21 protein-coding genes are annotated in these 26,775 nt (G+C 51.9%); 2 read left to right on the top strand and 19 right to left on the bottom strand.

Annotated features, from left to right (window positions below):
• Window positions 1–64: 64 nt before the first annotated feature.
• The 11 genes from GJ688_RS13145 to fabZ form a co-directional block, all read right to left on the bottom strand.
• Window positions 65–994, bottom strand: coding sequence for a ComF family protein (locus GJ688_RS13145; protein WP_155477018.1), 930 nt, complete (start codon window positions 992–994; stop codon window positions 65–67).
• A gap of 120 nt (window positions 995–1,114) precedes the next feature.
• Entirely contained in the window at window positions 1,115–3,253 is a 2,139-nt protein-coding gene (locus GJ688_RS21375) for a DEAD/DEAH box helicase (RefSeq protein ID WP_155477017.1), read from the bottom strand.
• 368 nt (window positions 3,254–3,621) lie between these two features.
• Entirely contained in the window at window positions 3,622–4,281 is a 660-nt protein-coding gene (locus GJ688_RS13135) for a response regulator transcription factor (protein ID WP_155477016.1), read from the bottom strand.
• Window positions 4,282–4,286: 5 nt separating this feature from the next.
• Window positions 4,287–5,435 (bottom strand): sensor histidine kinase, encoded by a 1,149-nt coding sequence (locus GJ688_RS21370; RefSeq protein ID WP_170291965.1) that lies wholly within the window; start codon window positions 5,433–5,435, stop codon window positions 4,287–4,289.
• 483 nt (window positions 5,436–5,918) lie between these two features.
• Entirely contained in the window at window positions 5,919–6,419 is a 501-nt protein-coding gene (locus tag GJ688_RS13125) for a hypothetical protein (protein ID WP_155477014.1), read from the bottom strand.
• Window positions 6,420–6,748: 329 nt separating this feature from the next.
• Window positions 6,749–8,215: a phosphoglucomutase/phosphomannomutase family protein gene (locus tag GJ688_RS13120; protein WP_155477013.1), complete on the bottom strand. Its 1,467-nt coding sequence runs from the start codon at window positions 8,213–8,215 to the stop codon at window positions 6,749–6,751.
• Entirely contained in the window at window positions 8,205–8,387 is a 183-nt protein-coding gene (locus GJ688_RS13115; RefSeq protein ID WP_155477012.1) for a hypothetical protein, read from the bottom strand. The genes GJ688_RS13120 and GJ688_RS13115 overlap by 11 nt, the downstream gene beginning before the upstream one ends.
• A 680-nt stretch (window positions 8,388–9,067) precedes the next feature.
• Window positions 9,068–9,991, bottom strand: coding sequence for an SDR family oxidoreductase (locus GJ688_RS13110; RefSeq protein WP_328597370.1), 924 nt, complete (start codon window positions 9,989–9,991; stop codon window positions 9,068–9,070).
• A 70-nt stretch (window positions 9,992–10,061) separates the two neighbouring features.
• Complete coding sequence (locus GJ688_RS21365) at window positions 10,062–10,922, bottom strand: SH3 domain-containing protein (RefSeq protein WP_155477010.1); 861 nt, start codon at window positions 10,920–10,922, stop codon at window positions 10,062–10,064.
• 91 nt (window positions 10,923–11,013) lie between these two features.
• Window positions 11,014–12,105: an MraY family glycosyltransferase gene (locus tag GJ688_RS13100; RefSeq protein ID WP_155477034.1), complete on the bottom strand. Its 1,092-nt coding sequence runs from the start codon at window positions 12,103–12,105 to the stop codon at window positions 11,014–11,016.
• Window positions 12,106–12,241: 136 nt separating this feature from the next.
• Entirely contained in the window at window positions 12,242–12,670 is a 429-nt protein-coding gene (fabZ, locus tag GJ688_RS13095) for a 3-hydroxyacyl-ACP dehydratase FabZ (protein WP_407928956.1), read from the bottom strand.
• A gap of 169 nt (window positions 12,671–12,839) precedes the next feature.
• Between fabZ and GJ688_RS13090 the strand changes: the two genes are divergently transcribed.
• Window positions 12,840–13,337, top strand: coding sequence for a DUF4330 domain-containing protein (locus GJ688_RS13090; RefSeq protein ID WP_155477008.1), 498 nt, complete (start codon window positions 12,840–12,842; stop codon window positions 13,335–13,337).
• Here the strand turns inward: GJ688_RS13090 and GJ688_RS13085 are convergent, their stop codons facing one another.
• Entirely contained in the window at window positions 13,338–14,525 is a 1,188-nt protein-coding gene (locus GJ688_RS13085; protein ID WP_155477007.1) for a glycosyltransferase, read from the bottom strand.
• A gap of 70 nt (window positions 14,526–14,595) precedes the next feature.
• Here GJ688_RS13085 and GJ688_RS13080 point away from each other — a divergent pair, with 70 nt between their 5' ends.
• Entirely contained in the window at window positions 14,596–16,581 is a 1,986-nt protein-coding gene (locus tag GJ688_RS13080) for an O-antigen ligase family protein (RefSeq protein WP_155477006.1), read from the top strand.
• A 76-nt stretch (window positions 16,582–16,657) separates the two neighbouring features.
• On the opposite strand, the gene murJ is transcribed toward GJ688_RS13080, so the two are convergent.
• The 7 genes from murJ to GJ688_RS13045 all read right to left on the bottom strand — a co-directional run bounded on the left by murJ (window position 16,658) and on the right by GJ688_RS13045 (window position 26,765).
• Window positions 16,658–18,241, bottom strand: a complete 1,584-nt coding sequence (murJ, locus tag GJ688_RS13075; RefSeq protein WP_155477005.1) for a murein biosynthesis integral membrane protein MurJ — start codon at window positions 18,239–18,241, stop codon at window positions 16,658–16,660.
• 24 nt (window positions 18,242–18,265) lie between these two features.
• Window positions 18,266–19,405, bottom strand: coding sequence for a glycosyltransferase family 4 protein (locus GJ688_RS13070; RefSeq protein ID WP_155477004.1), 1,140 nt, complete (start codon window positions 19,403–19,405; stop codon window positions 18,266–18,268).
• 135 nt (window positions 19,406–19,540) lie between these two features.
• Window positions 19,541–20,305: an SLAP domain-containing protein gene (locus GJ688_RS13065; protein ID WP_170291964.1), complete on the bottom strand. Its 765-nt coding sequence runs from the start codon at window positions 20,303–20,305 to the stop codon at window positions 19,541–19,543.
• A 35-nt stretch (window positions 20,306–20,340) separates the two neighbouring features.
• Window positions 20,341–20,874 (bottom strand): hypothetical protein, encoded by a 534-nt coding sequence (locus GJ688_RS13060; protein WP_155477002.1) that lies wholly within the window; start codon window positions 20,872–20,874, stop codon window positions 20,341–20,343.
• 166 nt (window positions 20,875–21,040) lie between these two features.
• Window positions 21,041–23,359 carry a tetratricopeptide repeat protein gene (locus GJ688_RS13055; protein ID WP_155477001.1) on the bottom strand — a complete coding sequence of 773 codons (2,319 nt, stop codon included), beginning with the start codon at window positions 23,357–23,359 and terminating at the stop codon, window positions 21,041–21,043.
• Window positions 23,360–23,492: 133 nt separating this feature from the next.
• Complete coding sequence (locus GJ688_RS13050; RefSeq protein ID WP_155477000.1) at window positions 23,493–24,443, bottom strand: copper amine oxidase N-terminal domain-containing protein; 951 nt, start codon at window positions 24,441–24,443, stop codon at window positions 23,493–23,495.
• A gap of 135 nt (window positions 24,444–24,578) precedes the next feature.
• Window positions 24,579–26,765: a copper amine oxidase N-terminal domain-containing protein gene (locus GJ688_RS13045; protein ID WP_155476999.1), complete on the bottom strand. Its 2,187-nt coding sequence runs from the start codon at window positions 26,763–26,765 to the stop codon at window positions 24,579–24,581.
• Window positions 26,766–26,775 lie beyond the last annotated feature (10 nt).

Genomic DNA, 26,775 nt, shown 5'->3' with positions numbered 1-26,775 from the left:
ATCCGAGAAAGAAGATGAGGGACAATAGATTTTATCCTTTACGAGTTTGCACATTTACCCACGATCAGTTTCCTACCCCGGCTGCGACAGTCAAGACATAGGTCTCCTTAATTCCTGCTCCGCTGAGTGTTATCGCCGCTTCGGCCACCGTAGCGCCTGTGGTGTAGACGTCGTCTACAATGATGGCAGCGGTACGGGCGAATGATTTTTTCCCTAAATCCTCCACGGAATCGATAAGGTAAAACTGCCCTTTGAGGTTATGCATCCGTTCCTGCCGATTGAGATGCGCTTGAGCGGTTCGATCATCCCGCCGGGCAAGGATATCGACAACAGGCAGGCCCGTTTCCCTACCGATCACTTCTGCCAATCGCAGCGCCTGGTTAAAATTACGCCGATATAATTTTTCGGGATGCAGGGGGATGGGCACAAGTACGGCATTACGCAAGTGGCCCCAAGGGTTTAGCCAAGTGCTTCCAGGGACAGCGGACCAAAGGCGATCAGCCATCATGATACCAAATACCTCCGCGATCTGCCGGTACCCTCGGTATTTCAAATCATGAACGCTCTGCCGGAGGATTCCTTGATAGGGCCCTATATTCCAGGCACGAATGAATCGGGGTTCTTGTTCGGTACAGTTGCTGCAGAGGGTTCCCGATGGAACTGAACACGTATGTGGTTTACCCTTATATTCTTTGTACTTACCGCATCGGGGACACTGCAGATAGTCATTGCGGGACTGAGATAATTCCTCGTCACAACGTCGGCAGATCCCAGTCCTTCCCTGGGCTTTCCCGTAGATAGACAGGGACTGTCGACAAAGAGGACAATCCGGAAGAGGCGGGAATAGCGTCTCATTGATCGCTTTTAACCAATCTAAGCTTCTATTCAGTCCTTTTGGTTTAACTTGGTTTCCACGTCCGTCATTTCGTTCAGCAGTCTCTTCTATCGTCCAACTCAGTCGAAACCCAGCCCCTTCATTGCTCCTTTCCTGCATTGCTCATCTCCCTCATCTCCCTCATCTCCTCCTACCTCTCATAACTGCATAAGCTCCATAAACCCTCTGCTCTAACGTTCCATAATCCCGTTCAACTTTATTAATCCCCATTCCCCACTCTCACTGAGCCGCTTTCTCTTCCGAAAGTAAAAAGCCTTGCTTCTGCGCCTGCCCATTGAGCCAATGAATCGTATCGACAGCCTCCTGCATGGCTGCCGTTATTTTCGTCGCTACAAACCATACGTCTCCGTAGGGGCGTTCCGTGGAACGGCCGGCCCGTCCGGCCATTTGGATCAAGGTACGCTCATCGTAGATCCGCTCATTTTCAGCAAACAGGACGACCACGTTCGCCCGGGGTACCGTGATGCCTCGCTCCATGATGGAGGTCGTCACAAAAATGGGGAAAAGTTGCCGGCTGAAGCGCTGTCGCTTCGCTTCCCGATCGGGGTCACGAGAATGGCTGTACTCGACCCAGGTGCCTTTAAAATCGTTAAAAGGCGGGAGACGGGTAGCTGCTTTGAGGGATTCACCGACACGGTGAGCTAAAAAAACCGAGGGAACAAAAAGAAAGACCTGGGACAAGTCCCCTTCCACGCTGCGGTGCAAGAAGGTGAGCAGTTTTTCGGGAAAGATCAATTGTTCCCGGTCCCAGCGCCACTCCTTTTCCAAAAGGATTTGCGGAACCGGTAGCGGTTGACCGTGATGACGAGCCGGGATGCTCACCAGCTGCATCCGTTTCGACCGGACTTCGCACTTCATCTGAGCATCCGGCGTGGCCGTCATGAGAATCACGGGACCTGCCCGTTTGCGGGATCGGGCAACCGCATGATAGAGCATGGCACTGCCCTGATAGGGAAAGGCATCGACTTCGTCGAGGACGACGAGGTCGAAAGCCCGGTAAAAGCGGATCGCTTGATGTGTCGTCGCAGCGACCAATGGACTGGTGCCGAAACGCTCCCGGCTCCCTCCGTAAAGGGTCGTCACAGGAATCCCCGGAAAGGCACATTGCAGACGGGGGGCCAGTTCCAGCACCACATCCCGCCGGGGAACGGCAAAAAGGACCCGCCCGCCCCGGCGCAAAACCTGCGCGATAGCGGCAAAGGCGACTTCCGTCTTACCGGCACCGCAGGCAGCCCATACGAGGGCCTCTCGACGTTCCGGAAAATTGCCATCCAGCCAATGCAACAGTTGCTCGCTGGCTGCCTCCTGAGCCGGTGTCAGGGGAAAGGTCAACACGGGCCAGAATGGGCTGTATCCTTCCTTGGGTGCGGGAGCCATGGCTGCGTCATGGACTGACTGCATGGGTGAGTTGCACTCTTCTATTTCCCGTGGCTCCGATTCCCATGGCTCCGAACCAGAGTCGGGGATCCGTTCCATGAGCCAGGGCAGGACATTCTGGCTCCATCGGGCGACCCAGTTTTCATCGCCAGCCAAACCATAGAGAGGCCGGCAAAGGCGTGCTTCCCCCATAGTCAGGCATTCTTCACAGTAGTAACACTTCTCCCTGCCGCAGCGAACACAGGGACTGGCAGCAATCCGGCTGTCCTGTCCGCAGCGGACACAGCGAACCTGTTCCGGGCCAGTCATCATGACAGAAGGGTAAATCTCGACGATTCCCGCCAAAGCCAGAACTTGCAAGATGTCCTCCAATTGGCCGACTGGGAACGGGATACCGTCCAACTGGCTCTTTTCAACTAAAGCCATTTCCAGTTCCGATGTAAACAAAAGCCGGCCTTCGAGCACTTCCGCCACTCGTTTCAAATCAGCCAACCAGCAAAGAGTCTCCTCTCCCCCGGAGGGCCGGTAGACGTGGAGGGGAAAACCGGTCGTCGTCTCCGGCAGTTCATGCAGATCTCGAAGCAATGTGATCGTTCGGCGGGACCATAAGCTCAACTCAGGATCATTTTTCTCGGTCACCGGGCGGCCGTAGGCGTACTCCTGGCCACCCGTTTCTGCGACGGTAGGCTCGGCCGGCTCCAACAATCCCCAACCGAGGGTACGGGCCAGTTTGCGCCAGAATCGTCCAGTCTGAGACGGCCGGGGTTGAAAATCAGCAGGATTCTTTTTCTCCGCTTCAGCGCGAAGCCGCTGCAAAATGTATAAGGCGATGCCTATGGGCAAGTTCGGCGTTAAAGACACAAGGCTGTCTACTCCTTCAGGATGGAGCACCGTCAAGTCGAGAGCCGGATCATGGGTAAACCCGAACCAGGACCTACCCTTTCCCCGGGCTAAATAGACAGATCCCTTGAGGCAAACCACCGAGCATCACCCTTTATTTACATATTCTTCCTATAATTCATTCTCCCTTGACCGACCTTTTCCTGCCTCGTTCTGCACGATTTTGGATCAATCCACTTTTTGCCCACTCCGTCATTACACCCATGATTTTTCCTCACAAGTACAATACCCCCTGTTCTTTAAAACCCTAAGTTTCAATTTTGAAAACAAATATTCTTGGAAAGAAAAACCGGTTATTTTCAATCGAATCTCCATTGAAAATAACCGGTTTCCGCAACACTTTGCCACATCACTATAGAATTCTACCCCAGGTTTTTTCGCTTTTCTGCGCATCAAAAGGATCTTTTCCATATTCTTTGTTACATGTACTAGCCCCGGCTAGTACATCCTCATATTCTTACAAGCCGATGCTTAATCGCATATAAAGCCGCCTGCGTCCGGTCTTTGACCTGCAATTTCCGAAATATATTGGTAATATGGTTTTTCACCGTTTTTTCACTGATAAAGAGGCTCTTGGCGATCAGAGCATTCGTCGAGCCTTGAGCAATCAGTTTGAGCACGTCCAGTTCCCGTTCCGTCAGTTCATCGGCAGGATGAAAAGCCGTATCACCTTCATTGACTTTTTGACCACGGGCACGGTGAATCGCCTTGCTCACCACAGAGGAGTTCAGCACCGACTCGCCTCGGGCGACACACAGGATGGCACTGTAAAGTGCATCGGGGCTTACGTCCTTCAGCAAATAGCCGTCGACACCCGCCTCGATCAGTTCGAGAGTATGTTCTTCTTCCTCATGAGCCGTCAAAATGATGATCCCCGTTTCGGGCATCTCCCGCTTCAACACGCGAGTCGCTTCCACACCATTTACACCAGGCATGTGAATATCCATCAGGATGACGTCCGGTTTTATCTTCCGAGCCAAATTGATAGCACCCTGCCCGTCGCCAGCCTCGTCAAGAACATGAAACTGCGGATCCAACTCCAATATTTTACGCAGCCCTCGACGGAGCAACGTATGATCATCGGCAAGCAGAATTCGGATGGGTTCCATGATGGTCACTCCCTGTCGTTTCCACCTTGAATCGGAATGCGGATCAATACCTGGGTTCCCCGGCCCTTTTGACTGCGAATCTCGACGACGCCCTCTAGCAGTTCTCCCCGCTCCTTCATCCCGACCAGGCCAAAGTGCTCACCCGAGTAAGCTATCATCGCCTCGGGATCAAAACCAATTCCGTCGTCCCTGACAATCACCGTAACCGTTTCCGGCGCCATTTCGAAGTAAAACTGGAGCTTTTTGGCCTGGGCGTGCTTACGGACGTTACTCAGCACTTCCTGGACCATGCGAAAAATGGCCACCTCATAAGGCCGATCGAGCCGGCGATCCTTACCCAGAAAACGGCATTCCAACTGCAATCCTGTTCGCTCAGCGAAGTCGCTCACATAGCGCTTGAAGGCAGGTTCTAACCCCTGAGCATCGAGGGCGATGGGGCGCAGATCATAAATAATCTTACGCACATCTTTCAACGTGTCTCGAACTGCCTCTTTCAGTTCTCGCAATTCCCGGCGCACCGCCTCAGAATCGACATCGAGAAGCCGCTCACAAAGCTCAGCCTGGTGAACGAGGCTGCTCATCATCTGAGCTGGGCCATCATGGATTTCCCGGGCTACGCGCAGCCGTTCCTGATCCTGGGCCAAAATGATGCGCAAAGCTGCCTGCTGGCGAAGCTGGGCCTCTTCCATTTTCATCGATAGGTCTTTTAAGTTCCCGCCGATAAAATCCAAAACGACACCCACTTGGTTCATAAGTTGTTCTGCTCGTTCCACCATCCCCTGCAGATGGCGCAAGCGGCGCTCCAACTCATCCCGTTTCAAGCGTAGTTGGTTTTCCCGCTCTCGCAAGACAGCCAGATTCACCTGAATATCTCGAGCCTGTTCGTAGGCTGTGCGGATATCTTCTTCCGAAAAGCGTTCCAGCCCTCGGCTCACTTCCATTAACCGGATACGGGCCTGCCGCTCCTTGAGTGTCAACGCATCTACTTTATCGATAATCTTTTGGGTTGATTCCCGAATCTCTTGAAGATCTTTCTGTACCCGAGCACATTCTGTCCGGGCGTCTTCGGCAATAGTAAAAATTTGCTCCTTAGCATTCTCGATCGCATCGATAGTTTGTCGTACAACTTTATCTAACGCCCCGGCTTCGAGCACACCTTTCACTCCCCATCCATCCACCTGGTTTTCTCTCTATCTCAGTGCATGTACATTGCATATTGCGTATGTGTACAGCCTTTCATCGAATTGGACCCGCCTTTTTACTTTTAACAAACCTGTCCAATCCAGTCATAAGTTATTTCGTTCATTTTGTGTCACCGGATGGGATTTGTAAGACTCAACTTTATCTCTTCGACAGTTTCTGTATTTTCTCCTGCTGATTTTTTCGCTGTCCTTTTACCTATGTTCTATCGTTCACACTACATTTCTCTGTTTTATCATTATTTTATATAAATTTTGAAAATACCTTTTACTACTTAACTTACAGCGTATCAGATAAACATTAGGATAAATCCTGTACATAAAAAAGTACCGACGTAAATCGTCGATACTCTTATAATACACGCCAAATATACCCATTTGACATTGAGCCGGGTTTTTTTGTTTTTTACCCAGATCATTTTCCCGTTAAATCCTCGTTTATACTGCCTGGTTCGCGATGCTCGCTCGACGAAAGTCCTGTATCTGCGCTTCATGGCGGATCGTGATTAGAGATAATCCCTTGTTAATTTCCAAAGCCTCACAATGCATATCGGCGAGACGGCTGACCGATTGGACTGTACGGGCTACATCCCCCTCGAGTTTGTCCACGCGCTCTATAGATGATTTTCCTTCGGCCCTGGATTCTTGGAGATTGCCTTCAATGGCTCTAACGATATGGTAGATTTCATCCTGTCGTTGTTCAAGGCCGGTAACCCTCATATCAATATTAGCTACCTGTTGTTCAAGACCGGTTACTCGCTGTTCGATTCCGGATACCCGTTCTTCAATACCATTTACCCGCTGTTCAATACCAGTAACTCGCTGTTCAATTTCCGTCACTCGCTGCTCAATGCTAGTGAGCCTTATTTTAACTTCCCGCATGTCTGTCTTTACCAGCATGATTTCGTTCAAGATCTTTTGGAGCATTTGCTCGCTCACCAATGTCCCCTCCGTTCTTATGGTATGACCAAACGTTTGTTCTGGTCCTATTGTACTCTTTATTTGACGTACAATCAAGCGAAACCCTAAACAAAATGGTAAATTTTTACTTACTCTAAAAGAACTTAATCATACTTTGCGCAAAATAGTGCCGAAAAACAAAATTACTCCGAAAATAAAATTGTGCCGAAATATAAAACGTTCATGACCCGTTGGCTCACACGTTATGACAAGTCGGTTTTTCACAAAAAATGGAGTGCGAACAGTAATGTTCAACACTCCTTTTTCACCAGTTATTAATTTCTACATTTGCTCGATTCGGTTATCTACTACAGCTTCAAGGCTTCCTTAACCTCGCTCTGAATCGCCTTCAACTGCTCCTGGCTGTTGGCTTCCACATAGAGGCGGAAGAGCGGTTCCGTACCGGATGCCCGGACCAGGGCGTAGGCGCCATCGGCCAACTGCAGCTTCACTCCGTCGATGGTCAGCCGTTTGACTACGTCCACCCCGGCGATCTTCGACGGTGAATAGGCTTGCAGTGCAACCATAATAGCCCCTTTCTCTTCCGGCGCCGTATGCAGATCCAGCCGTTGCGAAACCAGTTGGCCATATTCCCGGCTAATGTCATTGAGCACTTCCGTCAAAGGCTTCCCAGCGGCTGCCCGGACTTCCGCCATCAGGATGCAAGCTAAGACGCCGTCTTTTTCCGGCATATGGCCGCGAACGGATAGGCCGCCAGACTCTTCCCCGCCGAGCAGTGTTCCATGGTCCCGCAAGGAAAGGCCGATGTATTTAAACCCGACGGGTGTCTCTTCCACAGTGGTGCCCTGTTTGGCGGCGATGCGGTCGAGCATATGGGTCGTGGCCACGGTGCGGGCTACGGGACCCGTCAAACCTCGCCGGGTCAGTAAGTGATGATAGAGCAGCGTCAATACCTGGTTGGCATTGATAAAGGTGCCGTCAGCATCGATGACGCCAAAGCGGTCGGCATCCCCGTCTAAGGCGAGCCCCAGATGAGCGCCCGATTCGACCACTTTCGCCTTTAGCTCTTTGAGAACGGCATCGGAAGGTTCCGGCAAACTGCCGCCAAAGAGAACATCGCGATAGTTGTGAATCACCTGATAGTCAAGGCCACACTGGTCCAGCACTTTCTCCAGGTAGCCGATTCCGGCTCCCCACATGGGGTCGACTACGATTTTCAACCCCGAAGCAGCTACCGTTTTCATATCCACGACCGATGCCAGTTGCGCCATATAGGCGCCCATGGGATCGATATCCCGGACCAACCCTTGTTTCCGGGCTTCGGTCAGTCGCAGCTTTTTCACCACAGGGGCTACATCGAATCGTTCCTGGCCATCATTACCCTCGGGGCCCTGCGCAGACGCTACCAGCTCCTTTACCCTCGATTCGATGCGATCAGTGATCTCCGGCAGGGCCGGCCCGGCGTATTCGGGAATAAACTTAATCCCGTTGTATTCCGGCGGATTGTGGCTCGCCGTCAACATGATCGCCCCGGCAGCCTGGTGGTGGGTAATCGCAAAAGCTGTCACCGGCGTGGGCAGCGCCGCCGGCGGAATGAGCACAGGAATCCCGTTGCCTGTCAAAACTTCAGCCGCTCGGAAAGCGAACTTATCTGATAAAAACCGCATATCGTAGCCAATGACAACGCCACGGTCGGCAATTCCTGCTCCCCGGGCAAAATCAGCGATCGCCTGCGCCACGATCTCCACATTTCCAAAAGTAAACTCATCGGCCATGATGGCACGCCAGCCATCGGTACCGAACTTAATCGCCATTCATCGACATCCTTTCATTTGAAGAAACGCATTGCAAATGGGGGATAGGCCGGATGACCAACCGGCCTTCCGCATCTATGTTAAAACGGACTAGGCCACCTTGGGGAAAGGCTTCCCATAAACCTTGGGGAATCGACAGCTCTCCTTGTTTGGACAGGTAAGTCAACTGCATGCCTGCGTCCCTCCGCAATCGTTGTCAAATTACTCAGCGGCGGCGGCGATCCTGGTGACGTATTCTGCATCAGAGACTCGACTCAGAAACTAATGCGAATCTCCGCGTCAGTGTCTCCGTATCAGCATCTCTGCATCAGTGTAGTACCTATGAACGAACGTCACCGAACCGGCGCCCTGCCTCCTGGCGAGTGTTAGCATAGCATGCCCTTCATCGGGTTGTCCTCAGAAAAGCGTCGAAGAGTCGTGCCATTCCCTCTCCTGTTTTGTCTCATTCTGTCGAGGAAAGTCCTATCTCCCGGCGAACAGTCGCAACACTGCCAACTGGCCGCCGGAATTTACCACCAAAACCCATTCTCCGTCGGTCTTCAACACTGTCATTATATAGCGGTCCCTAAATGTTATTTCCAGAAGCCATGTCGTTTCTCCTGCTTAGACGAAGGACAACCGTCCGGACAAGTTATCCCGTTATCCGGTTATCCGGTTCCGTAGCAAGCCTATCACTCCCTCAAAGTGTCTCCGGAAAAAGTCTTTTCCATTATCACCCGCCCTAGTTTTTTCATCAAGCCTTCTATAACAGCCTAAAGCAGACAGAAAAAGCCGCTTCGCAGCGGCTACGTCAAAAAAGTTATGCTTGATAAGAACCGCCAAGGTGCGTTACGTCCCATTGCTTCTGTTCAACTACTTGTCCTTTCTCCAGAAAGCCATGGTCTGTTCCAAGCCCGCTCTCAGCGCAGTTCTAGGTACCCAACCGAGGGCCTCATACAGCCGGCGGTTATCCAAATAGCTGTGTAGAATATCGCCGGGACGCGGCGGCAGATACCGAGGATTCAACTGAGCCCCAGTGGCCTCACAAAGGGTTCGAAAGAGCTCGTTCACCGTCAGCGGATGACTGGTGCCTACGTTGTAGACGCTTTCTGAAATCCGCTCGGTGTCCGCCTCAAGCACCGCGACGATCGCCTCGGCCACATCGCCTACATAGACAAAATCCCGGGTCTGCTCGCCGTCACCAAAGATCGAAGGCGCTTCCCCTCTACCGAGGCGGTCGCAAAAAATGGCCACGACTCCGCCCTCGCCGTTCGCGTCTTGCCGCGGGCCATAGACATTGGCAAAGCGCAGCGCCACGCCAGTAATTCCAAAAAGGCGGCGGTAGACCTGTAAATAATGCTCGGGCGTATGCTTGCTGACACCGTAACAATTGGCCGGATCGAGGGGATGATCTTCATCAATGGGCAGCCGCAGAGGATCGCCATAGACCGCTGCCGACGAAGCGACGATCACCCGGTTGACCGCACTCTCCCGGCAAGCTTCCAAAACGTTCAAGGTCCCCAGAATATTCACCTGGGCATCGCACAAGGGGTCACGGAGCGACACCTGGATGTCCACTTGCGCCGCCAGATGAACGATTCCGTCAGGACGTTCTCGGCGAACCACCTCACGAATCTCCGGTTGGGTCACATCCATCAGGAAAAATCGGGCCTGCGGATGAATATTTTCCTCTTTTCCGGTAGACAAATTATCCACGATGATTACATCGTCGCCCCGGCCGATCAACAAGTCGACCAAGTGGGAGCCAATAAAACCGGCTCCTCCGGTAACCAGCACTTTCAAAGAAGCACACTGCCTTTCCAACCGAAAGAATTTCTATCCGTATCTACTATCCTGCAGTTCAAACCTAATTTTTGAGAGTCACCAAATCCTGGCGAATAAATCCTTCACGTCCATCAGGCAGCGTGACTCGGTACCACTTCGAACCGTCCGATCCGGCCTTGGTTTCCAAAATCGTTAACAGAGTCCCATGATCTGCAACGCAAACAACCGTGTAATCCATACCTGGGCCGTAACGAACATTCGCACCAGTCGATGAATTGACCATTCCCTGTGGTTTACCGTTGGAGACGGCCGTTGAGGCCCCTGTCCCTGTCACGCCGCCGCTGACAGAACCGATCACGGCGGTGGAAGAGGCGTTGGTATTTGCCACAGAACCGTCAACAGGCCCGTTAATCAGCACAGGCGACACCGTGGCTCCGGCGATGCTTGGCGCGACTGTCCATGGCGTATTTTGATAGTTTGCAGGCATGGGCGGGAGTTGTACAGATGTACCGGACTTCTCTAGTGCCTTTTGAAGCGTTTCAATCCGCTGGTTTAAGGCAACAATTTGATTGTGTACCTGAACTGAGTTATCACCTAAAATCTTTTCAAAAAAACTTTTCGTAATCAATGGATCGTCGGGACTACCCGGGTCTGCCACAGCGAGAACCACTTGCCCCATAATAAAACCTGCAACAATCAATGCCATACCACCAGAGAAAAGACGAATGAAGCCTCTGCCCTGCCGGATTCTACCGGTAGGCTCTTCCGAAGCACCGAGCAGTACGTCCCGCTCCTCTACCGTAAGACCCATCGTCTCCGGTACCGATTCTATCACGGACAAGTTGTCTGATCGGGCAGCACAATTAAAGGTCGATTCTAGACCAATTTCATCCTTCGTTTCTGTAAGGGACTCATCTGCAGCCAACAATTCCTTATGCTCCACTGGAACTCCCCCCAGGATATGTATTTCTGAAACAGGAAAAGCCACTGGTGTTTATACCAATGGCCTATGTCGCCTGACCTAATCGCCCTTACTACGACTCGTCGTCTGTCTCTAGGCTGACCCGGCTAGCGGCCACTTCCGACGTGCTCGCAGAACGTCCCAATATACCCAACCGATCGGCAGTGACGATAATCAAGCTCGATATCAATATAAGAATAAAGACACTCTGAGCGGTAGAAAGGCTTGTCAGCACGACAGCAGTAACCCCTAAGACCGTATTGATACCATAAATAATCATCACTGTCTGAGGATGAGAGAAGCCCAACGCTAATAACCGGTGATGCAGATGATCCTTGTCCGCCTGAAAAATAGGTTGTCCCTTCTGATAGCGGCGAAATATGGCAAACCCGGTATCGAGAATCGGAATGCCGACAATCAAAATCGGGATAAAGACCGAAATGACTGTAGCCACTTTCGCCAAGCCGAGAATGGAGAGGCAGGCCAACGCAAAACCTAAAAACATAGCCCCTGCATCACCCATAAATATGCGGGCTGGATGAAAATTATATTTCAGAAATCCGACGGAAGAAGCAGCAAGAATCAAGGCTAAGTAGGCGACCAAAATTTGTCCCTGTGTCCAAGCTACCACAGCCAGCGTCACCGAGGCAATCGAGGCGATCCCCGCAGCCAGGCCATCCAGGCCGTCAATCAGATTCACCGCGTTCGTGACGCCAATAATCCAAATGACAGTAATCGGTGCCTTTAGCCAGCCCAAGTCAACCACGTCAGGGCCAAATAAGGGGCCAAAAAAGGGGTTCGTTACAAAATCGACAGACAATCCAAAAGGTATGACCACGCTTGCCGCCACGATTTGCCCCACCAGCTTCCATTTTGGCGACAAATCTCGTGCATCATCAATCACCCCAACGAGAGTGATGATGAATCCGCCGATCAACAACCCGACGATCTCCGAACGCAAAAAATCGGAATTCTCAAAACCCATCACGGCAATAGCAGCAGCAAAACCGCCATAGATCGCCACTCCGCCCAGATAGGGCATGGGCTCCCGGTGAACCTTGCGTCCGGAGGGCATATCGACAATACCGAGGCGTAAGGCCAGTCGGCGCACCAAAGGGGTTAGTACGAGGGCGAATAGAAACGCAGCGCAGGCTGCCAGGGCCATCGACACCCAGGTCGCCTCCTTCAAACTAAATCAAACTAAATCGACATTTCCAACTGTTATTTTACTCCACCCGCCCGGTGAATACAACGGGGACCTTTATTGCCGCAGCAAATGTTAACAAATGTATGATAAATATTTACTTGGCAATCGCAAAGGTCAACTCAGCTTCACATGCCAATTGATCCTCCACATATGCTTTGCCGACCCCTTTACCGATGCTCTTTCGAAGAGCCGTCAACTCCACCTCAAGCCGTAACGTATCACCAGGCATCACCTGTCGGCGGAAACGCACCCCGTCTACACCGGCGAACAATGCAATCCGCCCCTCATATTCAGGCATTTTTAATAGAGCGACAGCTCCGGTCTGAGCCATAGCTTCGAGAATCAGCACACCAGGCATCACCGGATGGCCGGGAAAATGGCCTTGGAAAAATGGTTCGTTGATAGTAACATTTTTCAGCGCAACGGCCGATTTTCCCACTTCCAATTCGATCACCTTGTCAATCAGTAAAAAAGGGGGTCTGTGAGGTAGAATCCCCTGAATGTCTTGAGCTGATAAATTCACATTTTCCCTCATTGGCACAAATCTTCCTTTCATCAATAGAGAATCACTATTTTTTTCTTTCTTCTAATGTTCCTTCATTTATAAAAAAGGAACCTTGCCCCGAATGTCGAAACGATAAGAGTTATGGGCAATAAGTTCACAAGCGATAACTGAGGAGGCATATCAACCTGTGAAATTCATCAATGACAAAGGGCGTTTGTTCGGTATCATTAACCCGCTCGACTTAATTATCTTGCTCACTGTTGTACTACTGGTAGCCGGATTAGCGACAAAAACCAAAAACATCGTGAAAACAGCCGAAACAGAAGTCCAATTTGAGGCGGTATTTCGAAGAGTCGCACCGGAAGTTGCGGCCACGCTCAACCCGTCGGAGCCCTTATTGGCAGCCGGCACCCTCGTCGATTCGAAAGAAGCCCATGTCGAATCGATACGCATCGTTCCGAACCGTACAGCCCAACCGAACGCGCAAGGCCAGTTGATATCTACAGACGATCCCAATTTAAAAGATATCTACGTGACCGTCCGCGGAATCTCCCGCTCCTCCACAGAAGATTTGAAAGTGGCTAGCCAAGAAGTCAAAGCCGGAAAAGAATACTATTACAAGACCCAACGGGTACAATTATTAGGCACAGTTGGAACCGTAACCGTCATCAAACCCCAACAATGATCACTGGCCCATTTTCTGTAACATGTCTGTCAAGCGGGCATCCCAGGAATGCCGTTCAGCAAGGGCCAATCGCTCCGCTTGTTTCTCCGGAGAGTCCGTAAGGATCGACTGTTCAACCGCCCGGAGAAATGACGACTCGTCGGTCCCTATCTCGACGACCGGAGCAAAGGACAGTACCTCTGGAAGAGCCGTAGAAACAACGGGCTTTCCAGCGGCTAAGTACTCATAAACCTTCACCGGGTTCACACTCAACGTCAATGTGTTGATGCGAAAAGGGGACAAGCAAACATCAAACCCTTGGATATAAGCAGGTAACGCCGCGTACGGCTTTCGGCCCAGAAAAAATACATTTGATAATTCCTGTAAAATCCTAACGTCTGTCTCCACAGGCCCAATCAGCACCAAGGCCCAGTCCTCCTGTGATCGGGCCAGGCTCGTCAGCAACTCAATATCGATCCAATCGCCGATTCCACCGACGAAACCGATCACATGACGGAATTGACGGGGAAAATCGGCAGGCATGGGCAGTACATGCTGAGGCGACGCATCGTTACCATCGCGGCGATTGTCCTCCCGCCCCCCCTGATAGGCTTGGCGAAAATGTTCCACATCCGCCGCATTGGGCACCAGCGTCACGTCGGAACGAACCTTGGCCACTTTGTCGCGGAGTGCACGAGCCGAAGCAAAGACTGCGTCGGCTTGGCAGGCCAACTCCGCTTCCATCGTTTCCATCACTTCCGGATCGATCAGGCCGGAGAAAGCCGCATGATCATCGACACAGTCATACACCCGGTAGTGCCATTGGATCCCGCCGGTGAGCAGATCACAAGAACCCGGCAGATAAGTCCAGAGAACTGGTTTTTCCATTCCTAGAGAGGAAAGGGCCTTCCGGAGCGACCCTTCCAACCAGCGCTGGTTGATCCGGTTGAACCCCCGGCGCATACCATGGAACGGCAAGAAGACCGGCGGCTCAAGCCGCCAGATCCTCCCCGGCTCAACCTCCTCGAGGCGGCCGGCAGAAGGCCACCGGCTTTTCCATAATTCCCGGTTCTTCAACGGCGCTAAGTACGTAATCGGCGGTTCCACATAGACGATTCGGTGCCCCCGTCGAGCCAGGCGCACCATCAACTGCTGTGCCCGTGCCCAGATTCCATACCACTCGGCAGCGCCGATACAAACAATGTCCAAAACAAGTCATTCCTTTATCTGCGATTATGACCTCGATTAACCATACATCTAAGACACGGACAGTCCGGAGGTGAATCTCCTGAATACCATTCAAACCTTTGAACGAATAATTGTCAACAGTTTGGTCGTTCGATTCATTCTTTTTCTCTATAAAATCCTGGTTTTTTTGGAATCGCTTTGGCTAAACAGCCGGTTTTGTCGCCTCTTGGAACGAAGCATTCGCCATGCCCGGCTGGGCCTTATCGGCCAGTTTTTCACCAATGATCCGAAAGTACGGTTCGAAAAACAAGCCGAATCGTCTCTTCTGATCCGTCTGGGCAAATCAATGGCGGCTCCCTTCGGCCGTATACGGATTCTCTTCATAGAGAAACTGCTCACGCTTTCCAAAGCAAGCCTATTCGGTACCATCTTATCCCACCTCGCCCAGCCTGAAGGCTGGCAGCTGGGCGGATTAGCCAAAGCCGGCCTGGCCTTTCTCTTCGGCCTAGCCTTAAGCTTGCTCTACACCCATAGTATCACCGTAAAAATCGGCCTGGCTCTCACCGTCGCTTTCGTGCTCCTTGCACTTTGGCGGCACTCTTTAGCCACCGTGGCCGAGATTTGGCTCGATTCCTCCGTAGGGAAAGCTTTCTACTCCCTATTACCTTCGGAACTGTATCCACAGAACCGGGAGAAGCTCACTGTCGCCCCGCCACTCACCGGTGCGTCAGCCTCGTTGATGTACTTCCTCTTATTCGCTCTCGGCGCACTGCTGGCCTACTTTTGGATAAAAACCAGCAACCCCCTTGTCTTGGCGTTGCCCCTCATCCTGATCATCATTCAGGTGATCGTCGTACACCCAGTCATCGGGCTTTGGGGAGTGGCCGCCTATCCCTTCATTGACTGGCTACTCCGCCTCAAAACGGCATCCCTCGCGAACTGGTGGGACGAACTGCTCATGGTGCTCATCGTAGGGTCACTTTTCGTCCACTGGATCACAACGCCGAATTTTCGCTGGCGGTCCCATCCTACCGCAGCCCCCCTCACCGCCTTTATCTCGGTCATGCTCTTTCTCTTTCTGATCGACCACACCTATCCGAGTCTTGCCATTCCCATCGACGGGCTCCGTGTCGTCATCCAACACATGCTCTGGTTCTACCTGGTCGTTCAACTGGTCCGTTCACCGGGGCAAGCCAGCCTCCTAATCATTGTCTTTACCTTTGTCGGGGCCGGCATCGCCGCTTATGGCGTCTATCAGTATGTGACCGGCGCACCGATGCCGTCGGGATGGGTGGACCAGGCCGAAGACCTGCGGACCCGGGCCTATTCCATCGTCGGCAGCCCCAACATCCTCGGCAGCCTGCTTGTCTTGACGACCCCCATCGCCTTAGGCCTCGCCTATCAAGGAAGGCCTTGGCAGCGACTGTTCTACCTCGGGATTACCGCCGTCATGGCCTTGGGATTGCTCTTCAGCTTTTCCCGCGGCGCTTGGCTCGGATTGGCGCTAGCCGTTATCCTCTTTAGCCTCCTCCAAGACCGGCGCCTCATCGCGCTGATGCTCATCGGCGCCATCCTGCTTCCCGTCCTATCGCCCTCCGTCTCCGACCGAATCGGCTATTTGCTCAGCCCGGAGTACTTCAAAAAGTCTTCGACAGACGGACGGCTGGAACGCTGGAGCTTAGCGCTTGAGCAACTTCAAGCCCATCCCATCACCGGGGCCGGCTTTGGGCGCTTCGGCGGGGCAGCTGCCGAGCGCCATAGAGCAGAACTCCCTCACCGAACGCTTTATACGGACAATTACTACATGAAAACCGGCGCCGAAACAGGCCTCGTCGGATTGATCTCCTTCATTCTGTTGATGGTCGCCGCCGTACGCACCGCCGTCGGTTCAGCTGTCCATGGCCCGCCTCGCTACCGCCCCATCGCCGTCGGCATCGCCTGCGGCCTTTTCGGAGTCGTCCTCCATAACGCCGTCGAAAACGTCTTTGAAGTCCCGCTGATGGTAGCCTCCTTCTGGCTCTGTGCGGCCTTGGTCTGGGTATACTGTTCGTCTGCCCCAACCGTTGAAAAAAACTAGTTCGATCGCTGCTACAGCATGAAAGCAAAAAGGCTGGAAGGATTTTTCCTTCACAGCCTTTTTGCTTTCGTTATGTTCAGGACCTATTGGAATCAAAACCTAAGGTTCTTCGTAAAGTGAGAAACTTTTCCCAAATGTATGCCGTTACGAAGCGTACTTCCTCGACCCGAAGTAACCAGATAAGGACCGCATACACAGCCGCACCGGCCGACACGGAGACGAACAGTTGTAACAGTTCACCCCAATGAGGAATTTGGGATAAATGTTGAGATAAGTACCCGTTCAATTCAAAGACGATCAAACCCATGATCAGGGAGGCAACAGCCGCTTTTTTCAAAACGGCCAGTTCCTGCCTAACCTGCCAGCCTCCGATACGTTTCCACAAAATCCAGCCAAGAATGATCATATTCAGCGCTGTCGCAATCGACGTAGCTAGGGCTAACCCTCCGTGAGCCATAAACCGGATTAAGATGAGATTCAAGAGAATATGAATCGCCACACAAAAGGCGCCGACCTGAACGGGCGTCCTTGTATCCTGCAAGGCATAAAAAAGACGTGTATATAAATCCCGCATGGCGTAAGGCAGAATTCCAAGGGAATACCAGAAAAGGGCACTGGCCGTAGCCAATGTATTCTCAGCCGTAAACTCGCCCCGTTCAAAAATGATCCGCACCGTCGGAATCGATAAGACCATTAAACCGACCGTCATCGGTACAAGAACCAAGGTATAATAATTCGTCCCCTTCCCCATTGTCCGCCGCAAGCCCGCCATATCTCCGTTGGCGGCCAAGGCCGAAAGAGCAGGAAACACAGGCACAGAGATCGCCTGAACAAAAATCCCCATGGGAAGCTGCATGATCTGGTTGGCAAAGTTTAAAGCGGAAATACTGCCTGCCGGGAGCCCGGAAGCTAACATCCGGTCGATCAAAATGTTCACCTGTCCGATTCCGACACCGATAAGGACCGGTACAATCAAAAGCCCAATCTCTCGCACCAGCGGTTCTTTTAAATCCATCAACAGCTGATACCGAAAACCGTTCCGGGGCATGGCAGGAATCTGTACAGCCAGTTGAAAGAACAAGCCGACCAGCACACCAAAAGCCAGGCTATACACTCCCATCGACGGTGCAAGGAAATAAATAAAACCAACAGCCGTGATAGAAGCGAGTGTTGGGCCGATCGATGGCAGCATAAAATGATTAAAAGAGTTCAAAATCCCTGCAGTAATTCCACCAACCGAGGCAAAGATCAGGGTGGGGAACATGATCCGCATCAGTTCCACCGTTAGTTCCATCCGATCACTTGCGAATCCCGGGGCGATCAGTTGGACCACAGCCGGGGCGAAGATCATTCCAATAGCGACAAGCACAAAAAAGGCCAAGAAAACAGCATTTAATACAGTCGAGCCGAGACGCCAAGCCCGTTCCTTTTCCCCATCGACCAATAGTTGCGTAAAAATCGGAATGAAAGCGGCTAAAAAAGCACCCGTCATCGCAACGCCAAAAATATTCGGCAGTGTATAGGCGACCACATAGGAATCCACCTGGTCAACAGGGAAGTTTCGAGCCGTCAACATCTCCCGAATAAAACCGAAAAAACGCCCGGCCAAGGTCACTACCATAATCAGTGCCGCAGCCCGGGCGATGCGATTCTCTTGCATATATGTCTCTCTCACTTTACCTTTTTAACGGCCTAAAAGTTGTCGATACAGCACCAACGTCCGCTCCGCCATTCGTTGAGCCGTAAACCGTTCCTCAACAGTCCGGCGTGCCGCTTCACCCATCTTTTTGGCTTCAGTCGGGTTATCCATTAAACGAACCAATGCCGCCGCCAGAGCGAGGGAATCACCAGGAGGAACCACCAGCCCGTTTTTTCCGTTACAAATAATCTCCGGATTCCCGCCCACTGCGGTCACCACAGGAGGGCACCCGCAGAGCATACTTTCCATTAAGGTTAAGCTTAAGCCTTCCGACAAAGAGGGTAGGGCTAAAATATCTAACGCCGAATAGACATTGGCAATATCCTCTCGAAAACCGGCGAAAATAAAAAAGCTATCTAACCCTTCCTCACGGATAGACTCTTCGATCACATCCCGATAAAAACCGTCCCCAACGAACAAAAACCGAACATTTTGATGAATCTTAATGATGTCTCGAGCCGCCTCGATCAGATACTTATGGCCTTTCACCGGATGAAAGCGGCCGACCATTCCCACCAACGTCACTTCATCGGCGATTTCCAATTCCTGACGCAGCCCTGTACCAGCCGCACTGTTTTGGCATAAACGATAAAATTTCTTATCATCGACACCGTTATGGATAACAGCCAGCTTGGAAGCTGGAATCCCTTGAGCCATCAGCTTCTTCTTTAAGAATTCCGCCACCAGAATATACTTTTCCGTTAAACTAGCCGTCAGTTTTTCCGACCAAAAATTAAACCAACGGGAAAGCGGATTCGGGTAGTCGTTTTCCAAGACACTATGGACCGTCGTTACGACACAATTGACACCGGCCAACTTCGCCGCAATGCGTCCGATTAGATTGGCACGCACCCCATGAGTATGCACGATATCTGGAGCAATTTGGCGGATCAACCGGATAACCTTCCAATAACTGGCCAAATCGATCTTTGATTTCATGGGGACAGCTACCGCTTTTATCCCTTGCTGCTGTGCCCGCTGCAGCAGCGGAGCCCCAAACAGGCAACAGAGATAAAGATCTACCTCTTGGGCTAAAAAGTGTTTCGCCAAGTCCAGGATATGGATTTCGGCTCCGCCGATTTCCCCTCCGCCAATAATATGCAACACTCGGATAGGCCTGGACATGGACAATCCCCCATCGCCATAATCTATTTTATTATAACGAGTATTCGCCGCCAAAACAAGGTACAGTAGGACACTAAAAAAACGCCCCCTGCCGCGACGTTCGCAGCAGGGGTAATTCTTCCTCCGGGAAAGGGCCTAGCTCTGCGTACCGACTACAACAGACCAACGGGTCATATCGGCACCTTCTAAATTCAACTGCGACTTCGGAATGCTGAACGTCCACAACCGGCCGGAGCCCGCTTGAATGAGCAAATCATCCAATTCAAAAAGAACACTCCCCAAGTCCCGATCGTTCGCGTCCAAGACGGTCAAACGAGCCTTATCGATTTTCACATCTTGTTTCAACCCGTTGCGAATGAGAAACATGCTGTGCACAGCCTGATAATCGGCCCAACCTCGGAAGGGGAAGAACTTCACACTCGTCTCCTTGACGGGAGGCAACGACTGCAACAAGTGCACCAGGCGAGTCTTTTCTTCGGCCGGGAGCCGTTTATAGGTCTCATCGGTCATAAAGTTCGGAATCTGGTCGAAACCGGACGGTACCTCCAGCGCAATTACCCAGTCATCCTGTTTGATGTTCGTGACCCGCAGATTCCGCCGTTTGAAGCTCACTTCCATGGGCTTACTTTCGCCAGGCATCAGCGTACCGAGCTTGTCTAACGAAAAAATTTGCCGGCCCAACAACTTCCCTTGACCATTCAGCAACACCAAGGGCACCTTTCCGAAAGACACTGGCTGAGCCATATCATTGCGCACATTAAAGGCGACCCGGACAGACGTATTAAAGTTCAGAATAAAAGAACCCTCAAGAGTAATTCCTTCCTGTTTGTCGTTCACCTCAGCGTTTTCCGTTTCCCCTTCATTGACCGTTACATCGTTTTCATCAAATGTATCTTTCAAAATCGTGTCCTCCAATCCCATGATACCGATTCCAACTATTTCCCAGTTGCTTGCCCGTTAGACTCCTGCGGATAGAGACGGACTTGTTGTTTATCTTTACCGTAGACCATATAGATCTCAAACTGATCCTTCGGCACATTGTCGACTTCTAGAATCCGGTCTTTCTTGGGGCCTACATTACCGATGTTTGCCACCTTTTTATCCTCGGAAAGCTGGATCGTCTGATCCTTCGTCCCAAAAAGGGCAGACTGATCGGGACTGGTCACTCGCAAGACCACGTTGGGCACCGCATCTCCCGTTTTATTCCGAAGCTCAAACATGGTCTTCTTATTCTTAACGTCCGAACTTCCCATCGTCAACTCAAAAGGGCCTACCTGGTAGACCTCTTGTGCCTGTAGTTTATCCGTTTCAGCCGGCTTCACATCAACAGAACCAATTTCCTTCACATTCTGTTGCTGGGGAGCTGACCCTTTACTACATCCTCCCAATAAACTACCGCCGAGCAAAAAGACAAAGACCATGCCCCATGTGGATGCATACTTCATCGGTCCGCTTGGCCATTCGCCCATATCATCACATCCTCCTTAAGCCTACGAGAGAAAAAATCTAGACAAATCCGCATAAATTATAGCAAAAAACCAGTACAAATGCCAAAAAATTCGGGGCAATGCTCCTTCATAATTTGTGTGCCCCCGGGAAAGTCCATGCGCCCAAAACATGTTTATTTCCGCAACGTTACCGGTTGATATCGACCACCTGAGTATCCGGCGAATACACTACCTGCGCCCCTAGCGCCTCGGCCACAAACCGCAGCGGGATCATCGTACGCCCACTGGCCTCGTCGATCCGGGCCGGCACATCGAGCAACTGTTCCTGCCCATTTACCCAAGCTGTCGCCGAATCGGCCGTCAGTTTCACTTCCCGCGTCCCTAAACGACCGGTGATGAGCTTTGTCGCCGGATCATAGTCCACTGTCGCGCCAAACAACTCAAAAGCTAGACGCATAGGCACCAACACCCGGCCGCTTTCCAGTCGAATCTTGCCGGCAGAAGGATCCACCGTCACCGTCTGTCCGTTATAGCGAAGGGAGATACCACCGGTAATCGCTACCGGATGAACAACGCGCGTCTGCGCCCCCTGATCATCGGTCACCATCAGGATCAGCCGGTACTGGCCGGGACTGGGAAATAGCCACTCCAAGGTTTTTCCCGTTCCCAGGTGCTGTGCTCGAGCAGAGCCGTCAAGGGCGGTAAAATCGGCAGCAATTTCTTGACCGCCTCCCGGTATCAGATACCAGTCATATTGAACAATCGTCCCATCGGGATCGGTCGATACACCCCCATCTAGCAAAACCTTCAGCGGCGCAGGGCCGCCATCGGGCCGCACCTCGATTTTCCCTTGAGGTGCTTTATTTTTCGTCAACAAGGACTCGGTCGACGGCGATAACCTCTGAGCGTAGGCGAACTTCCGTTTCGCTTCCCCCTCATTGCCTTCCCCTAACAGCAGATAACCAAGCCCCATATGAACACGAGGATCGCTTTGATCGAGACTGAACGCTTGCTCATAATAAGAACGAGCTTCTGCAGGCCGGCCGTTCAGATAGTAACAATCGCCTAAACCTACATAAGCGTCTGCATGAGCCGTATCCAAATCCTTCAACCGGAAAAAGACTTGTAACCCTTCCTCATAGCGGCCGCTGTCCCGAAGAACAGCCCCGAGGCGATTTAAAGCCACAATATTTTTTGGCGCCAAGGCTAACGCTTGCCGGTAAAAATCCTCAGCCTGCCAATAACGCTGCGAGCCCGCATAGGTGTCCCCCAACGCAATGAGCGCCTCAACATTCCTTCCATCAGCCTGCACTACCTGGCTTAATAACGGCCGGGCAGCCTCATACCGTTTCCCGCCCAAATAGTACCGGCCCGCAGCAAGCAATACATCCGGCTGGCCCGGGTCCATCGCCAAGGCTTCTGCAAAAGCCTTCTCCGCCTCCGTACCTTGTCCGTCAGCCGCATAAGCTTGGCCGAGATGTACTTTGATATCGCTCCGGGTCTTATCGAACTCCAGCGCCTTTTGATCAGCTTCGATCGCCAGTTCCCACTGTTTCTGGCCGGATAGAGCTTGGGCGATTTTAAAAATCAACTCCGCCCGTTTCACCGGAGCCAGCTCCACCCGATCTTGGCCAAGCGTCACGACCGGATCTTCAGCCCAACGCAGAGCCTGTCGGTATTGGCTTTCCGCCATATCCGCCTTTCCCTGGTCCGAGTATAAATCGCCGAGCATCAAATAAGCCTCTGAATCCTGATTATGACGGGACAGAGACTCGGTCAGTTGAAAGGTTGCCTTCTCGTAATCATTAAGTGCACGATATACCTGACTTAACCCCTTATATAGGCTGCTATCACTCTTAAGGTACTGTATCCCGTCAAGATACAATTTTTCTGCTCGTTGATATTCTCCCCGCCGCAAATAGATCTGGCCGAGCACCTGATAACTGTCACTGACTTGCGGCTCAGCAGCAATCCCTTGTTGAAGAGCCGCTATTGCCTCCTCAGTCCGCCCTTGTGAATCGAGAATCTTTGCGGCACCAGCTTGGAAACGGGCTCCCCCTCCCCAGGCAAAACCCTTCCGGTATTCGGCCAAGGCTTCATCCAAGCGTCCGGAATTCAAATATAACCCCGCTAACGTTTCTATCGCCGACAGATTTCGGGGGTTCTCCTGATAAATACGCTTGAGCAGCGCTTCGGCGTCATCATATTTCTTCTGCTCCACATAGACTTTGGCCAGCCCCAACTCGGCGTCGTAGAGGGACCCGTCCAAGGCCAGCGCCGCCCGGTAGTATGCTTCTGCCTCTGTATAACGTTGCTGCGCAAAAAAGTTATCGCCCATCGCCTGTTTACCACGTGCTGCCTTCTGATCATCTTCCGTGACCAGGGCTTCACTCACCGCGATCCCGCTTACCCCAGAAATTGGAGGCCCCGCAGACTGCCCCAGTAACAATACTGCCGTCAAACTGAGAATACCCGCTTGCTTCCAGCCAGAAGATTTTCTTTGCATAGATGTTTCCCTGCCTTTTCATGTTGTGATTTGCACAGGTGTCCAACAGGCCGAATTGCGAACAAACCGCAGAGATGCATAAGCTCGGAAGGAACGCTTCGTCGACACTCAGCTTCTCTGCGGTTTATATGTTCTAGTTATTGAGAATTTTTACAGTGCGGGTGCTGGCATCCCACTCCACCTTCGCCCCCAGCGCATCGACAACCGTGCGAAGCGGAACAAAGGTAGAACCATCGACGATCTCCGGAACAACCGAAGGGCTGGCATCTTTCAGTTGCAGCGGCACTCCATCCTTCAGTACATCCGGTTTGCCGATCCACATCTTAATCGTCTTTAGATCCTTCACCAAATCGATTCGGCCTTCAGGACCGTTCCAGTTGACTTTTGTATTCAAATTCTCGGCAATCACCCGGAGGGGAACCATCGTCCGGCCTTCCTTAATATACGGTTCCGCCGGAGGATTAATCGTCGCGTAATCCACCATCAAGCGAATATGGTTTTCCGGTACATCACTAAGCTTGGGGGCATCCTCATAGCTCCAGAGCAATGCGTATTGACCAGTACCGAGCGTCGTCTCAGCCTCAGCGACGCCGGTCGTGCCATTCCAGTAAATTTTCGTCGGCAGGACCCGCCATTTTTGGGCACCGCTGTCCCAATAGCCCACGCTGAAACGCGTAATCGATTGGCTCGTATCCATCTTGCTGGCCCGTTTGAAATCAATTTCATTGAAATTAATGGCCATCCGCATCGGCTTGGCTAGGCTGCTGACGACCTGCCCGTTGCGGTTCGTCATCCGGACGTCGAGCGCATGGGTCACGTAATATGTATCGATCGGCACCAGCTTAGAAGGCTCCAATGGATTGACTTCCACCCGCAGCGACTGATCATTCGTTTTGTTTTGAAATTCCAAGCGATACCCCAAGGAATCATCTTGGCACACACCGGCAATGGCACCAATATCGGCCGTCTTCGCCTCGGCCTGGCCAGCCCAGTGCACCGAGCCGGCTAAAATGCTAACGGCCACGATTCCAGACCAAGCTGCCTTCTGCCAAAGTCTTTTTCCCACTAACCTGTTATTTTGCATATCCACCGCTCCTCCCGATTCCTTTTCCAGATTCTTGTCCAAAAAATTGCTTTGTCTGTTATTGATATTACTCCTTAAAGGAAAAAAATCCTTCTTATGCGTAGCATTTTCCTTGCCCCACTTGGTTTTCCGCCTTTATCCGACTCGCCGTACCGTCGCTTGGCTTGCAACTGCATTCCAATCGACCGTCGCCCCAAAAATCTCGGCAATAGCTCGTACAGGCAGCGTAACCCGGCCTGGCGGGACAATTCGCGGGGCTGCATCCATGACCCCCGCTCGAATGCCATTTCTATACCACTCCACACTCCCAACTTTGAACTGAATCATTCCCTGAGCCGAAAAAAAGGTTATCTGCCCTGTAGCAGCGTCCCAGACCAGGTCTTGATCCCGAAGCCCTAAGGCACGGGCCATATCCCGCACAGGGATAAAGAGGCGCTCATCCTCTATATAGGGAGCCGAATCCATAGAAACATCGGTACCATTGCAGCTAAAATGGTTCGCCCCCACCGTAAACACCGCCTGTACCGGCGCCGACTGGGGAGAGCCGCTATTGCCGGCGGCTTGATTGGCGAGAACCGCCTTGGCAATAGCGACTTCGGCGACCGTATCGGAATCGAAGTCTGCCGTCTCATCGAGTGCACTGCCCTTAACTCGGACCTTAATCTCCCCTTCAGGAACAGATCGGCTGATCCTTAGCCGAATATTGCTGATCTGAATCTTCGATGGCTGCAACGACTCACCCTTAACCCGAAAAGACAAAAACGAGCAGCCCATCTCCTGATCATAACCAGTCATCACCGAGGATGTATCGATGGGCAAGTTCCCTTCCGTCACAGCCACTGCTGGAATCGCCATAAACTCTACCCCCGAGGGAAGGTACAGGCGGATCTCGTCCTTGCCATCCTCTTTCATCACACTTTCTAAAGTGCTTTCCACCAATTGAATGTCGGCGGCCACTTGATCAGAGGCACCGATTTGGACGGAAGGCACTGTTCCCACTTGAGCCGTTACAGGCGGCTGAATCCGAGCGACAGCCACTTCCTGCCGAACAGAAATCGCTGATCCGCCAATAGATAATTTCAAATCGCCCGGTGAAATTCCTGTATCCAACCGAACCTCGCCATCTTTCCAGAGGAGAGAAGCTGGCTCGCTGGAAGAAGATTCTTTTACGACCGCCTTGATCGACCGTTCATCATCATCAGCCCATTGCCATGGTGAAAGTTCTAGACCGTTCGTACGGGAAATGCTGTCTAATACCGGATATTGGGTCCAGTGAGCTTTTTCCGGCAGCGTGAGTACAATCGCACGGCCAGAAAGAAAAGACTCAGGAATCGATTCCGCAATCGTAAACGTGCCAATCTTCACGTCTTCCCGGCCTGACACCACGATGGGCAACTGAGCGCTGCTCGCAGAAACCGATTGGGCGATGCGGGAGTACTTTGCTAAGGCGATCGTCTCTTCTTCAAGAGTAGATGATCCTTCTAAGGAAGCATTGATGTCGCAAGCATTTAACTTCAGCAAGGACTCATCGGGCTCGATCCGCAATCCTTTTACTTGAAGATACGCTGGTTTTCGCGACTGCTGGAGCACATGAAAGACCAAAGTCCGGCCATTATCAGTCACCGTTACATCGCCGAGTTCCAGGTCACCCCAGATCTCATGCAGGTCCATCGAAGTCGTGATCCAAGTAAATCCTTCCGGTATCTTCATCTTTAGCGATTCGCTGCCCTGCCGGAAGGCCCCGGCTTCAGACTCTTTGATCCGAAGAGTATCCAGTTGGCCGCCTTGTTCCCCGAAATAGGCAATACTATCGATCTTAAGATCGACCTTCCCGTCGCTAATCGTAGTCAACGTCACGCTTTCGCCCGGGAAAACATCGGATTCATCACTTTCAAAATCGACATCCACATCACCGGTGTAGTTGGAAGCAACCCGAATGTTCTCGATTTCCAAATAAAATAGACCCTTACCGCCTGTGTTTCCACTCGGCTTGACATGTATACGATACTCTTCTTTCGAAACCTTCTCCACCGCCACCGAATCGACCTGATTCGGTGCGTTGTCCACTGATTTCGGCACATCGCAAGCGAGTTGTGAGATGCTGATGTCAGAGGGGAGGTTTACCAGAAGAACCGTATCGTCTTTTTTCAGCATGTCTATGGGAATTTCTACAGAAATCTTTGCTTGATAGCTATTCCCTGTATCATCAATTTTACAAAAAACCACATTGTAATTGGTGCTTTCACTGGCTAGCAGGCTCGTAGGGCTCAAGACGAGAAAACTCACAATCGCCGCAACCGCTACCAATATGTTGAACCGCAACGAGCTCCCC

Source organism: Heliobacterium mobile, from assembly GCF_009720735.1.
Taxonomy (GTDB): Bacteria; Bacillota; Desulfitobacteriia; order Heliobacteriales; family Heliobacteriaceae; genus Heliobacterium; species Heliobacterium mobile.
Note: the sequence above shows the minus strand (reverse complement) of the source record. Positions and strands in the feature narration are given on the sequence as shown.